Raw genomic sequence first — 13,363 nt, forward strand, 5'->3', positions numbered from 1 at the left:
GTTCTCGATTTAGAACCACTAAACCGTCAAACATTCGCCTTGTCTAGATGGCACACAGACCGCTGCAAAAATGTACAACAAAGGTCAACAGGCCCTAGGAGCCATCAGAAAAGGAAATAACGTAGATGGTTAACGTTTACTACCAAAAAAATATTGCTGCAACGCCCAAAGAACTGCGCGATACACTCCTTGATCACCAGAATTTAAGCGATTTTTTCAACGCGTCGTTTAAGGTATTGAAAGCAGAAAATGATAATGAGATTAGCGGCGGAAAGGGCTGCGTAAGAGAAGTCACTATTCTTAGTGTACGTTTTAAAGAAGAGATTGTTCACGCAGATACAAACGGCATTGAATATAGAGTGGTTGATGACTTCCCAGTGAAGGCGCACAGGGGCGTTATTGCGTTCACGCAGCAAGAAAATGCAACAAACGTTTCTTATCGCATTGCCTGTCGGGCGCCCTGGTATATACCAAACTGGTTACTGACGCGCCTGTTGCAAAACGATATTGAGCAATGTCTAGATAAGTTAGGAGCACGCTTTGATCCCCGTTGAACTTATTTTGCTAGGCTTGAGCCCCGTATTTCTACTGTGTGTTTTTGTTGAATTTAAAAAAGCACGACAGTTTTACAATGTAAAAGACAGTGTGAATAATGCCTTACTTGCACTACTTCATCAGGGCTCTGATGCCTTGGTATTGCTTCTACTAATGCCTTTTTTTATTTGGTTACACCAGTTTTCACTATTTAAAATAGAGCTTAGTGCACTGTCACTTTTTGCAGGTTTTATCCTTCAAGACTTTTTGTACTACTGGTTTCATCGTGCTTCACACAACATACACTGGTTTTGGCTAGCGCATGTGGTACATCACAGCTCGACAAAAATGAATTTCACAACGGCTTTCAGGCAAAGCGTTTTGTACCCTTTTGTCGGCATGTGGCTGTTCTGGGTACCAATGATTCTTATTGGTTTTTCGCCAAGTCTGGTTTTTGCCATTGTCGCCATCAATCTGGCTTATCAGTTTTTTGTACACACTCAGACAATTGGAAACCTAGGCTGGGTAGAGCGTATCTTCAACACGCCTACGCATCACCGTATTCATCACGCAACGAATAAACCATACATCGATAAGAATTACGGTGGCGTACTTATTATATGGGATAAGTTATTCGGCACTTTCGCTAAAGAAGACAAAACGATAACGATAAAGTACGGCATTATAGGAAAAATGCCTGAGGACAATCCTCTTAGCGCCAACTTCAGTCAAATAGGTGTGCTTCGTGAACAGCTTCAGCACGCAAAAGGGATAAAAGCAAAGTTAAAGAGGTTGTTTGGCTATCCTGTCGCAGATTGATAGTAATGGTCTTACACAACCAAAGTACTAGATGGATTGCTAGCGCTACCTAGGGCCTGTTGACCTTTGGTGTACAATAAAGGTCAATAGGCCCTAGAGAAGCGCTAGCCTTGGTATGGCACTATTCTTTACTAGCAATTTTCTGAAGGTTGCTGTGAATTTTGAAAAGTACGATAAGCAGTTCGCACCAGATTCTTGCGCCAATACAGCCAGACACGATAATAAATAGGCCGTATACAAAACTCGCGTCGTACCCTACAAACATCGTTGTTACGCCACTTACTACAGATCCTAGAAGCAATAGCCAGTACACGAAAGTGATAATCTTAGGGGTTAACATTGAGTCGAAGAAGAAAATATCTTTCATAATCATTCCTTGATGAAGTTTGCAGGTAGCAAGCGCTAATGTTTATGCCGCATCCTGCGACAAACTTCTTGTTGTTATCGTTGTTTAGTGTTTAAAAGAATTGTGAACATGCTCACAGGGATACTTGTAACACCGAAAGGCAGTGAGCGCAATACTCTGTTATAAAAGGGTTTTATCTTGCGCCCTGCAAGCCGCCTGTGTGCAGCACAACAATGCGTGACCCGTCTTCAAACATACCTTTGGCCAGCATATCTTTAATCGCCCAAAAGGCTTTGCCGGAATAAACAGGCTCAATATCAAATTCGAAAGCACTATTGAAATCATTGCAAAAGGTTCGAAGCTCATTTGAGGCTTTGGCGTAGCCACCGAAGTGGTAGTTGTGTTCAATATGCCAATTTGATCGACTAAGCGAGGCTGGAAGAAATTGTTCGACTAATCCTTCTAAGTAGCCTTCACCCTTCAGCACGCCAACACCGATAGCTCTGCAACCAGTGTGATGAAGAGTGTCTTTCGCATTATTTTCATTACGTTTATTTAATGCACTGACTATTCCCGCCAAAGTGGCTCCACTAGCGACAGGAGCGACAATAAAATCAAAGTCTATGTCGATTTCATCAACCATGTCCTTTATCCCTTGAAGCGCTTGTGCTTGGCTTCCACCCTCAGGAATGATCATCGCGTCAGGTTGCTGCTGCTTAAGATAAAGTAGATATGCGCTATCGTTTCGCTTTTTGTAAGTGACTCGGTCTACATAGTCGATACGGGTGCCCCAACTTTTCAAATCCTCAATCATGGGTGTAGGTGCAGCGCTATAGTCACCGCGAATAATGGCGTTGAAAGGAATGCCCAATTTATAACAAACAAAGCCTAGTGCATGCAGGTGGTTAGAAAAACCGCCGCCGAAACTCGCTATCGTTTTTGGCAACGGGCTGGTGAGCGTATGACTTAGCTTTCGCCATTTATTACCTGACATTACAGGGTGAATAGCATCATCACGTTTAACAAATAGCGATACTTTGCTGGCACCTTCCCAATTTGGCTTAAATGGGATTAGCGGTGAGGGCAGGGTTAATGACGATTTAAATGCATCAAGGGGAAGCACAACGAGAGCCTAGTGTCAGTTGATCAAATGTATGAAGGCAAGAGTATAACCAGATAGAAATTCAATAAAAGACTTGTAATGTTTATTACGCTAATAAGAGCATAGTTATGGTTATCAAAATGTATGGCCTATGTCGCCAGTTGAGAGCTAAATCCTTACCAATGCGCCCAGAAAGTGCCAGTGGTGTGTGGGGATTTTCGATGTATAGCGCTAGCATGGCTGCGAAGATGTTTTCCATCATTCTTTTTGTTTCGTTATCAACAAGCGGGCTAACCATGTCAAAGAATGCGGTTGCGCAAGAGCCAGATGCTAAGCACATCAGCAATTATGTTCCTAACGCAAAGCTCGTTGGAAAAGGAATGTTCTCTTACTACTTCTGGGATGTGTATACCGGTGAACTTTATGCGCCTGAAGGTGAATATGCAAACCAGCCCCCCTTTGCACTAAAGCTAACGTACCAGCGAGACTTGGAAGGCAAGAAAATTGCCCAGCGTTCTATTGATGAAATGAAAAAGCAAGGAGACCTATCGGCTGATGATTCAGACAAGTGGCTTTCCCTGATGAATAGAATCTTTCCTGATGTTAGCGAGGGCGACGTCATTACCGGTATCGCTACGAAAGATGGCGCGAGTGTGTTTTACGTGAACGGTGAAAAGGCTGATGAAATTGAAGACAAAGTATTTACACAGCGTTTTTTTGATATCTGGCTAAGCGATAAAACGTCTGAGCCAAAATTTAGAAAGAAGTTACTGGGAAGCGGATAAGGGCAACGCTTTATTAGCATTACGCCAAGTCTATCTCGTCAATTGATTAAGGTTACGAAAGTGATAAAGAATACGGTGAAGTTTGTTTTAGGAATCGGAATTGCCGCTTTAACGGTGGCAGGGCTATCTGGGTGCTCGGTCTCTGTGGAAGGTGAAGACTACAAGTCTGTATCGCCTGTTTTCGATATTGAGCAATTTTTTGATGGGAACGTTAAAGCCTGGGGCATTGTTCAGAACCGCTCGGGCGAGGTGGTGCAAAGGTTCGTAGTAGACATCGATGGTTCAGTAGATGGCGATACGTTAACCCTTGATGAATCCTTTAATTACGGTGTGGGCGACGGTCCAACGTCCCGTACTTGGACCATTGTAAAGCAAAGTGATAATAGCTATGTGGGTCGCGCGAGTGACATTGATGGTCCAGCCAAAGGCACAAGCTTTGGCAACGCATTTAACTTTCATTACGAGATGGATTTGCCGGTGGACAACACTACCTATTCAGTGACGTTTGACGATTGGTTTTGGGCATTTGACGACAGTACTATGATGAACCGTTCGTATATTCGTAAGTTTGGCATTGTGATGGCAGAAGTCACCATATTTATGCAAAAGCAAACAGACTAATACGCCATTAACCTCGTTTTTTAAAAACGCTGGCCAGTAGATTTACTGGTCAGTGACTCGTTACTCGTCGGCCCTCCATCTTCATATATTTCCATTTTCGTTTCACATTTGAAACTAATCGACATTTACTTTGGCATTACCCGTGAGGTGGCATTTCGTTCCATGCTAATGTAAGCGTTTAATTCGTTATTTTTCTTTGCTTAGGAGCGTTCATGAAAGTTGCATTGATGATGGAAAACAGTCAGGCGGCTAAGAATCCGGTAATATTAAATGAGCTCACAAGCGTGGCGGACTCACTGGGACACGCTGTATTCAATGTGGGTATGAACAGCGAAACTGATCACCATCTTACCTATGTGCACTTAGGCATAATGGGAGCTATTCTACTCAACTCGAAAGCTGTCGATTTTGTGATTTCAGGCTGTGGTACGGGTCAAGGGGCTATGATGTCATTGAATGCTCATCCAGGCGTATTTTGCGGTTATTGTATCGACCCTTCAGATGCATTTTTGTTTAACCAAGTTAACAATGGAAATGCGTTAGCGTTACCTTTTGCAAAAGGCTTTGGATGGGGCGCTGAACTTAATGCGCGTTATATCTTTGAGAAAGCGTTAACAGGCGAGCGTGGCGCGGGCTATCCCGTTGAACGTAAAGAACCTCAAGTACGAAACGCTGGTATTCTCGCAGATTTGAAACGTGCGTTGGCTCCAGAGAGCTACGTCGATTCACTGAAAAAAATGGACGTTGAACTGGTTAAAACAGCCGTATCTGGCGAGCGTTTCCAGCAGTGTCTATTTGACCACGGTCAATATGAAGAGATTAAAGCGTACGTGAAGTCGCTGTTAGCGTAAGCGACTGGCACAAATCACAACGTTGACAATGTCGGATAAAAACGCTGATGCTAAGAAAAAAGCGTCAGCGTTTTTTTATTTTTTGCCGACAAAAGCAATAGTCCAAAGTTTAACGCTTAAACGTAAATACCACACCTAACCCGTGCCCTTTAACTAGCGGGTCGTGAATAAACCAAATGTGGCCGTCGTGTAACTTCACAATGGCAGACACGAGCGATAAGCCCAACCCATTTCCCTTACTGGTTCTACTGCCGTCTGCCCGATAGAATCGGCGCTCCAGATTCACAATTTCATGTTCACCCACGCCAATTCCCGCATCGTTCACGGCAATCACGATATGACTTGCTGTGGTAGAGAGCTGTACGGTGACCACACTTTTTTCGTTAGAGTACTTTATGGCGTTGTCTAACACGTTAGCTACAGCTTGAAATAGCAGGTTAGGATCGGCAAGCATTGTAACTGCATCGAGCTCGCTCGAAAGGGTAATGTCGCGCTCTTCTGCAAGGGGGTGATACAGGTCAACCACGTCCTCTACGATGGCGCGTAAGTCAGTGGAACAAAAGCCTTCTTTCTTATTGGTGGTTTCAAGCCCACTTATGCGTAACAAGCTGTTAAACATGTTTAGCAGGTTGTCGGCTTCTTGGGTTGTATCTTCCCTTAGTTGAGTGTCTTCGATTTTTTCTAGCGTGTTGCGAAGTCGAGATAATGGAGTGCGAAGGTCATGGGCGATGCTATCGGTCACTGACTTTATATTGTTGACTGAACTCTCAATAGTATCGAGCATTTGATTAAACACAAATGACAAACTGCTCAGATCGTCCCAATTACTGTCAATTTCTAAACGCTCTTGCAGGTTTCCCGTTTTGATAATCTTATCCGCCGTTTGCGACATGCGGTTAATTCGATTAACCACGTAAACGGCTATAGCGAAGCTCAGCACACTCAAGGTACAAAGCAACACCACAATGATCCAGCTGAACGTTTTACCAAACCACTGTGCGCTGTATAAATCGTCAATGCCACGACCAACGTAAAGCACGTGATCGCCAAGGGTTACTTCTCTCATAAGTGCTTGGCGCAGCGTTTTTCTCGTTGTGCTATTGGGGCGGGTGATAACTATTTCTGCGGTAGCAAAACTGGCACCTTTGTGGCGCTCAAGAACAAGGGGAATTGACGACAGATTGCCAGCCACTACTTGTTCATCTTTACTCAGTGCAACAAATGAACGTAGGTGGTCGGAGGCTGAGGTGATTGTTGAGCCATTTGGCGAATGTTGGCCATTGTCTTTTGCTATCGCTAACTTAACCGCGTCAATACCGAGGTTTTCATAAAGAGTAATCAGCGCGTTTGTTTTGGCATTAACGGCAGCATTCGATTCCGAAATAAACAAGTCGCTGCTCGTTAATCGCCAAAAATAAACAATTAAAACAATGGCAATACAAGCTAGAGTGGTGAGCAATACGCCTACGCGAAAACTTGAACTACGCGTAAAATCGCGTATTGCTATCATGCAAGCCCATCCGCTATTCGATACCCTGTGCCTCTTACGGTTTCGATAAGCGGGACATTAAACGCCTTATCCACTTTTTGACGCAAGCGGCTAATGTGAACATCTATCACATTCGTTTGCGGGTCAAAATGATAGTTCCAAACCTGCTCAAGCAGCATGCTTCGCGTCACGACTTTACCCTTGTGACGGAGCAGGCATTCAAGCAATTGAAATTCTTTAGACTGCAGGTCGATCTCTTGATCGCCACGCAATACTTTGCGGTTAACTAGGTCTAGAGTGAGGTCGCCTACTTTTATCAGCGTCTTGTCTTCACCTTCTTTGTTACGACCTGCAAGGCCCTCAACGCGAGCAAGTAACTCTTCAAATGCAAAAGGCTTAGTTAAATAATCATTAGCGCCTGTGCGAAGGCCTTTGACCTTGTCTTCTACCTGACTTTTTGCACTCAGTAATAAAACGGGCGTTGTGTTGCCTTCTTCGCGAAGTTTTTCTAAAACAGAAAAACCGTCGAGTTCGGGCAGCATCACATCCAGAATTACGGCGTCTAATTCGTTACTTGACGCCTGTTGGTAGCCTGATGTTCCATCACCTACAGTAATACATTCATGCCCTTCACCCAATAGTCCATTTGCAATGTGCGAGGCAACCTTTGGATCATCTTCTACAAGTAGCACTTTCATTATTACGCTTCTTTTGTTTATCAACATTCACACACTTGTTTGGCGTTGCTGTCGCCATTATGTGGCGATTAATCGTCAGCAAGCAAAATCAAGCAGTCGCAAAGCAGTATCGCTTTCACATGCTTTTACGAGTGTTAAGTAACGAAACGATCACTTTTAAGCTTTTTCGCATGTAGCGACAATTTGTTCAGGTGTCTAGTGCCCTAGAGGGCGCATGCACAGCGCATAGGCTTGCTCTACACTATTGAACTGCGCTCTCAAATTGTACTGGGGCCCCGGTCAACGTGCATCTTGATCAAACACTTAACTTAGTTAGCCTCTGTCAAAACGCATGCTGGCGTTGTAAGGCGTGAAGTGTTGAACATCGCCTCGTGCACATTTTTCCTGAACTTCGTGCCAATATTCAGGGGTCATCAAATCACCGTGTAACGATTTAAGTATATCTTTGAACTTGCGTTTACCCACAATGAAGTGCTCAAACTGCTCAGGGAATACGTCGTTAGGCGCTACCGAGAGCGTATCAATAGCATAAGGATCGTCAGATTTCGGCAGGGATCTAAAATTGCGCTCATTCATTAAACAAATTTCATCATAGTCGTAGAAAATAACGCGGCCATGACGGGTAATACCGAAGTTTTTATGTAGCATGTCGCCAGGAAATATGTTGGCCATAGCAATTTGCTTAATACACAGTCCAAGCTCATCTAGTGCACGGGTAATTTTCTCTTCATCTGTTTCTTCTTGTAGATACAGATTAAGCGGCGTCATCTTTCGTTCAATGTACATGTGTTTAATGATGAGTTCAGATTCAGTGAATTCTAGGCTCGATGCACACGTTTCTTTCAATTCTTCAATAAGTTCAGGCTCAATTCTGTCTAGCGGAAACCTGAAGTTTACGTACTCGTGGGTATCTGCCATTCGGCCCACACGGTCTGACATTTTCACTAACTTATAGCATTCTGTAACGTGTTCACGCGTGATTTTTTTACTCTCTGCAAACTCGTCTTTAATAATCTTAAACACCACGCCATAAGAGGGCAGATGAAAAACCATCATGACCAGGCCTCGAATGCCAGGGGCCGCCTCAAATTTGTCGTCTGACTCGTCCATGTGCTGCAAGAAGTTGCGATAAAATACTGTTTTACCGTGCTTATAGTGTCCCATTGCCATATATAGCTCGAAGTGCTTTTTATTAGGGAGAAGCTCTTGAAGAAAGGCGGTAACTTCCGCAGGATTTTGAGTGTCAGCCATAAAGTAGCTGCGAGCAAAACCGAAAATCACGCTTAAGTCTTTGCGATCAGTTAGCAGCGCATCCACAAACATATGGGGTTCATTATAGCGTCGCATGGCGATAACAAACGGCAGCGTTTCCTCGGGCATGCAAATTCGCCCAATCAGGTAAGCGGCTTTTCCTCTAAAAAACGTAGGCTTAAGGATTTCCACAGCTTGAACGCTGGCCAGCTGTTCCTTGTTTAGCCGAGCGCGAAGCGCGCTTTCAAGGTTCTGTAGGTCTCGCTCGAAGTTTTCAAACGGAATGTTGTATCGATATATCTTAAAAATTGACTCGTACATTTCACGCACCGTAGTGGTGGTGTCGAAGCTGTTAATCACTTTGTCTCTGTCTTGCCCGGGTAAGAAACAGAGGCTGGGCAAGACAAACATCATATCGTTATCGATTTTTCTATGTTTAAACAAGCGGCCAATTACAGAGTTATAAAAGGTTTCGGCTAGCTCAAACTGCGGGTGGCCTTCTAGCTGTAAAGCAAATACTTTTTTAAGCTCTTGCCAGAAAGCGTCGTCTTTTTGATGTACTTGAGTTAGCTGATAAATTTCGGCGACAGCATCTGACAGGCTTTGCTCGTAAATGGTTATTCGCTCTTTAGAGGCAAGCTGAGTTTCTTTCCAATTTCCCTTTTCGAACCTTTCTTGAGCGCCACGGGTGATGCGGGTGAACCATCGATAACTCTTATCGAAATGAGACAAAATTTGATAAGCAACTTTTCTTACCAAACTCTTATCTTGGCTAGTAGCTAACTCTTGCATGATCGTGTGTTCCTTATTTTATTACTCGCTATATCTACCACAAAATAGATAGCTTGAAGAGTGAAGTTTGGCGCAGATAGCGATTAAGTTACCAATTATCAGACACTTTTTTGTTTTATTATACTTTTGTTTAATGTATTCTGTTGACGGATTAATAACCAATTATAAGTTTGTATTTGATGGGTTTTAATATTCTTATTTGTGATGACTCGGCGCTGGCGCGAAAAATGGCGAGAAGCAATTTGCCAGATGGCTTTGCTGAAACTATTTACGAAGTGTCAAATGGTATGGACGCGTTGGAAGTATTGGCTCATCACACAATAGACTTGGTTTTGCTGGACCTGACCATGCCTGTTTTAGATGGTATCAGTGTATTAAGTGAAATAAAACGCCGTCAACTTGAAACGTTTGTTATCGTCGTGTCTGGCGATATTCAGCCAATGATGCAAGAAAAAGTGATGTCTTTAGGTGCACTGGGCTTTATAGAAAAGCCGATAAAACGGGACGTGCTAATGTCAGTTTTGCAGCGCTTTGGTTTTATTCTTCCCGATACATACAAACCAGCGATTGCGGTTTAAGATTTTAACGACTTATAAAAAGCGTCGATAAAGGTTGATGAGAAAAATTGATGACAAAGGGCGAACTGTGGTTCGCCCTTTTTTATATGCGCTTAGTCAAACCAGTGGCGGGTTTTGTTCGCAAACCATACTAGCGAAAGCATAACGGGCACTTCAACTAATACACCCACCACAGTGGCAAGTGCTGCGCCGCTGTGTAAACCAAATAGCGAAAGAGCGACGGCTACCGCCAATTCAAAAAAGTTAGACGTACCAATCATACATGCCGGTGCTGCAACATTATGCGGTAGTTTCATGCGTTTTGCGGCAAAGTAGGCAATAGCAAAAATACCGTAAGTTTGTATTAGTAGCGGTATTGCGATAAGCATGATGTCTTGCGGCTGCGATAAAATAGTTTCGGCCTGAAGACCAAACAAAATAACAATAGTGAGAAGCAGGCCAATAACTGAAAAGGGTTTGAACTTGCTAACCAATGCGTCAACAGCGCCATTTCCTTGCATGTTATTGCCTTTATTTTCCAAGCGACGGCGCGTGATATAACCCGCGACCAATGGCAATACAACATACAGTGCAACAGAAAGCAGCAGGGTGTCCCATGGTACGGTTATATCTGTTACGCCCAGCAGCATGGCGGTAAGCGGTGCAAAGGCAACGACCATAATCAAGTCGTTAATTGATACCTGGACTAACGTGTAGTTAGCATCCCCTTTGGTAAGGTGACTCCACACAAATACCATCGCTGTACATGGAGCGACGCCCAGTAGGATCATGCCGGCAATATACTCAGTGGCTATTTGCGGATCTACCCAGTCGGCAAAAATACCCTTAAAAAATAGCCAACCCAATAGTGCCATAGTGAACGGCTTTATCAGCCAGTTAATCACCAAGGTCAGTACAAGGCCTTTTGGCTTTTTACCAACGTCTTTAATTGAGCCAAAGTCTATTTGTACCATCATTGGGTAAATCATTAGCCAAATAAGTACTGCCACTATCAAGTTTACGTGCGCATATTCAAGCGCCGCAATAGACGCAAATACACCCGGCATGGCATAGCCTAAGCCCACCCCTGCAACAATGCAAAGGCCAACCCACACTGATAAATAACGTTCAAAGAAACCCATTCTGATTCACCTTTGTCTTACTTTACAACGATTTTTGATTAACACGCTTACTCACTTCTTCTGCGCTTTCAACGCGCTCAGAATAGCGGTCAACGAGAAAGTCGTTGTTGTCGCGGGTGAGCAAAGTAAATTTCACCAACTCTTCAACTACGTCCACAATGCGGTTGTAGTAAGGTGACGGCTTCATGCGACCATCGTCTTCAAATTCTAGAAAGGCTTTTGCCACAGAAGACTGATTAGGGATGGTTAACATGCGCATCCAGCGACCTAAAATGCGCATTTGGTTTACCGCATTAAACGATTGTGAACCGCCGGAAACCTGCATAATCGCCAACGTTTTACCTTGGGTTGGTCGCACGCCGCCAAGGCTAAGCGGTACCCAGTCAATCATGCTTTTCATGATGCCAGTCATGCTGCCGTGACGCTCTGGTGAACACCAAATTTGCCCTTCAGACCACATCATAAGCTCACGCAGTTCTTTCACTTTTGGATGAGAGTCATCTTCAGTATCTGGCTGCGGCAATCCACGAGGGTCAAAGATTTTGGCTTCTGCACCAAAGTACTCGAGCAACCGCGCCGACTCTTCTATTACTAGGCGGCTGTACGAGCGTTCTCTGAGCGAGCCGTAAAGTAGTAAAATACGCGGCTTGTGATCTGAGAACCTTGATGCAAAGTTAGCCATAATTGGCTTGTGCATTTGCGCCATTACCGCGTTATCAGATGGGCTTTGTGCCGTTGAGCTTTCTTGGCTGCTTGATATACCTTGGCTCATTGATTTACTGTTACCCATTACTGGGCTCCTAATTTTGATAGTGCCTCTTTAAGCGCTGCTTTATCTAAGTTTTTCTCAGCAAGTTCTGCTAATGCCGCTACACGCTTTTCAATAATATCGATGGTGTTGTTGAAGGCCTCGGCTTTCTCTTGTTCGCTACCTTCTAACTTAGACGGGTCTTCTAAGCCCCAGTGCACCTTAAGAGATTTACCGAAATAAACAGGGCATGACTCGCCCGCCGCTGAATCACAAACCGTCACAACAAGATCAGCATCGTAATCTTCAAATTCATCCCACGACTGGCTTTGAAGGCCGCCTGTACTGAACCCGCGCTCTGCAAGGTACTTAAGAGAAAGAGGGTGTACTTCTCCTACAGGCTGGCTGCCAGCACTACGTGCTTCAATATTGCCATTCGAGGCGTTGGTGATGGCCTCGCAAAGAATGCTGCGGCAACGGTTGTGCGTACAAATATATAAAATCTTCATATAAAACCTTGTTTAATGGTCGAGGCTACTGTGGGTAGCTATAATAAATAGAATAAGACTTTAAAAAACAGATGTTTGGAGACGTATTAAGCTGCAGTTAACACCAGGGCCTGTTGACCTTTGATGTGCATTTTTGCAGCGGCCTTTGTGCCATCCAGAAAGTTTGGAATCTAGCAATTCTCGCAGGACAAATTCGCTAACGCCTCACTAATATATTCATTATTATGAATAGCGGTGTTCTTAATGACCTCCAGCGCCCAAGCGGGTAGGTCAGGATGGAGCTGGTAATACACCCATTTGCCCTTACGAGTATCGAGAACTAAACCGCACTTTCGTAAGTCAGCGAGATGGCGTGAAATTTTGGGCTGGCTTAATTGAAGCGCATCAGTAAGGTCGCACACGCATAGCTCACCTTTTACGCTGAGCATAAGCAGCGTCTTTAAGCGGGTGTCTTCCGACAAGCATTTGAAAAATGTTAAAGGCTGTAGCTGCGCAGAATCAGAACAAGTCGACATAAATTACATCACATATGAAATTTCGTATGTAATGTATCGTATATGAAATTCCGTATGTGTCAATGACAAATCTGAAATTTCATATATGTTTGGTAGGAACGAGAGGGTCTTAGACCGCCATTATTCCCGGTAGTCCAGAAATTTAGTGGTTTTCAGAAGCGGCAGCCTCGAAGTGCTCGGGCATTGTTGGGTAGATGACTAGCGGAATAAACAACACCAATGTAGAGCTGATAACGCCACTAATAGACGTAAAAAGCATCGTTTTTATGTAGTAACCACCAAATTGCTTGTGGGCCTGTCGCCCTTATTCGTAAAACTAGGCACCCAAAATAGTAAAAGTGACAATGCACCCGTTAAAACGTGAAGCGCTACTATAAAGCCATGAATTGTTTGCATCTTGCTTTCCTTTGGCAAGGAAATTGCCGATGTCATGTTCAAATCAACAGGCACCATTAAGAACCAAGTTTCTTCAGTCATGGCTAAGCTTGGCGTAAGAGATAGAACGAGGGCTGTGCTCAAGGCGTTAGAGCAGGGAGTTATTTAGTTATACTTTTGTACAGCATGCTAAAGAATAAGATACACAGGTTGGACCACTTGATAAAAT

15 protein-coding genes and 1 pseudogene are annotated in these 13,363 nt (G+C 43.9%); 7 read left to right on the forward strand and 9 right to left on the reverse strand.

Going from position 1 to position 13,363, the window contains the following annotated elements; translation table 11 throughout:
* The first annotated feature begins 125 nt into the window (after window positions 1–125).
* Both BIZ39_RS07940 and BIZ39_RS07945 read left to right on the forward strand, forming a co-directional pair.
* Window positions 126–554: an SRPBCC family protein gene (locus tag BIZ39_RS07940; RefSeq protein ID WP_187446759.1), complete on the forward strand. Its 429-nt coding sequence runs from the start codon at window positions 126–128 to the stop codon at window positions 552–554.
* Window positions 541–1,353, forward strand: coding sequence for a sterol desaturase family protein (locus tag BIZ39_RS07945; protein ID WP_075176861.1), 813 nt, complete (start codon window positions 541–543; stop codon window positions 1,351–1,353). Before BIZ39_RS07940 ends, BIZ39_RS07945 begins: the two co-directional genes overlap by 14 nt.
* A 121-nt stretch (window positions 1,354–1,474) precedes the next feature.
* On the opposite strand, the gene BIZ39_RS07950 is transcribed toward BIZ39_RS07945, so the two are convergent.
* Entirely contained in the window at window positions 1,475–1,720 is a 246-nt protein-coding gene (locus BIZ39_RS07950) for a DUF4282 domain-containing protein (RefSeq protein WP_014950508.1), read from the reverse strand.
* A gap of 172 nt (window positions 1,721–1,892) precedes the next feature.
* Window positions 1,893–2,822, reverse strand: a complete 930-nt coding sequence (locus tag BIZ39_RS07955; protein WP_061095757.1) for a 1-aminocyclopropane-1-carboxylate deaminase/D-cysteine desulfhydrase — start codon at window positions 2,820–2,822, stop codon at window positions 1,893–1,895.
* A gap of 107 nt (window positions 2,823–2,929) precedes the next feature.
* Here BIZ39_RS07955 and BIZ39_RS07960 point away from each other — a divergent pair, with 107 nt between their 5' ends.
* The 3 genes from BIZ39_RS07960 (at window position 2,930) to BIZ39_RS07970 (ending at window position 5,058) form a co-directional block, all read left to right on the forward strand.
* Entirely contained in the window at window positions 2,930–3,586 is a 657-nt protein-coding gene (locus tag BIZ39_RS07960; RefSeq protein ID WP_061095756.1) for a chalcone isomerase family protein, read from the forward strand.
* 60 nt (window positions 3,587–3,646) lie between these two features.
* On the forward strand, window positions 3,647–4,207 hold the full coding sequence (locus BIZ39_RS07965; RefSeq protein WP_187446760.1) for a DUF3833 domain-containing protein: 561 nt from the start codon (window positions 3,647–3,649) through the stop codon (window positions 4,205–4,207).
* 212 nt (window positions 4,208–4,419) lie between these two features.
* On the forward strand, window positions 4,420–5,058 hold the full coding sequence (locus tag BIZ39_RS07970) for an RpiB/LacA/LacB family sugar-phosphate isomerase (protein WP_187446761.1): 639 nt from the start codon (window positions 4,420–4,422) through the stop codon (window positions 5,056–5,058).
* Between the two features lie 109 nt (window positions 5,059–5,167).
* Here the strand turns inward: BIZ39_RS07970 and BIZ39_RS07975 are convergent, their stop codons facing one another.
* From BIZ39_RS07975 to aceK, 3 genes are all read right to left on the reverse strand, one after another.
* Window positions 5,168–6,568 (reverse strand): sensor histidine kinase, encoded by a 1,401-nt coding sequence (locus BIZ39_RS07975; RefSeq protein ID WP_061095754.1) that lies wholly within the window; start codon window positions 6,566–6,568, stop codon window positions 5,168–5,170.
* Window positions 6,565–7,245 (reverse strand): response regulator transcription factor, encoded by a 681-nt coding sequence (locus BIZ39_RS07980; protein WP_014950502.1) that lies wholly within the window; start codon window positions 7,243–7,245, stop codon window positions 6,565–6,567. The genes BIZ39_RS07975 and BIZ39_RS07980 overlap by 4 nt, the downstream gene beginning before the upstream one ends.
* A gap of 312 nt (window positions 7,246–7,557) precedes the next feature.
* The gene (gene aceK / locus BIZ39_RS07985; protein ID WP_061095753.1) at window positions 7,558–9,288 is read right to left on the reverse strand and encodes a bifunctional isocitrate dehydrogenase kinase/phosphatase; all 1,731 of its coding nucleotides are present in this window, start codon (window positions 9,286–9,288) and stop codon (window positions 7,558–7,560) included.
* Between the two features lie 179 nt (window positions 9,289–9,467).
* Between aceK and BIZ39_RS07990 the strand changes: the two genes are divergently transcribed.
* Entirely contained in the window at window positions 9,468–9,866 is a 399-nt protein-coding gene (locus tag BIZ39_RS07990) for a response regulator (RefSeq protein ID WP_061095752.1), read from the forward strand.
* Window positions 9,867–9,958: 92 nt separating this feature from the next.
* Here the strand turns inward: BIZ39_RS07990 and arsB are convergent, their stop codons facing one another.
* The 4 genes from arsB to BIZ39_RS08010 all read right to left on the reverse strand — a co-directional run bounded on the left by arsB (window position 9,959) and on the right by BIZ39_RS08010 (window position 12,759).
* Window positions 9,959–10,987 carry an ACR3 family arsenite efflux transporter gene (gene arsB, locus BIZ39_RS07995; RefSeq protein ID WP_187446762.1) on the reverse strand — a complete coding sequence of 343 codons (1,029 nt, stop codon included), beginning with the start codon at window positions 10,985–10,987 and terminating at the stop codon, window positions 9,959–9,961.
* 22 nt (window positions 10,988–11,009) lie between these two features.
* Complete coding sequence (gene arsH / locus BIZ39_RS08000; RefSeq protein ID WP_187446763.1) at window positions 11,010–11,777, reverse strand: arsenical resistance protein ArsH; 768 nt, start codon at window positions 11,775–11,777, stop codon at window positions 11,010–11,012.
* A complete protein-coding gene (locus tag BIZ39_RS08005) occupies window positions 11,777–12,244 on the reverse strand; it encodes an arsenate reductase ArsC (protein WP_061095750.1) in 468 nt (155 codons plus the stop codon). The genes arsH and BIZ39_RS08005 overlap by 1 nt, the downstream gene beginning before the upstream one ends.
* A gap of 170 nt (window positions 12,245–12,414) precedes the next feature.
* Window positions 12,415–12,759: a metalloregulator ArsR/SmtB family transcription factor gene (locus tag BIZ39_RS08010; protein ID WP_039232026.1), complete on the reverse strand. Its 345-nt coding sequence runs from the start codon at window positions 12,757–12,759 to the stop codon at window positions 12,415–12,417.
* 412 nt (window positions 12,760–13,171) lie between these two features.
* Between BIZ39_RS08010 and BIZ39_RS08015 the strand changes: the two are divergent.
* Window positions 13,172–13,303: pseudogene (locus BIZ39_RS08015) on the forward strand (response regulator transcription factor); the annotation flags it as partial.
* Window positions 13,304–13,363 lie beyond the last annotated feature (60 nt).

The sequence above is a fragment of the Alteromonas sp. BZK5 genome, from assembly GCF_014349115.1.
Lineage (GTDB): Bacteria > Pseudomonadota > Gammaproteobacteria > Enterobacterales > Alteromonadaceae > Alteromonas > Alteromonas macleodii.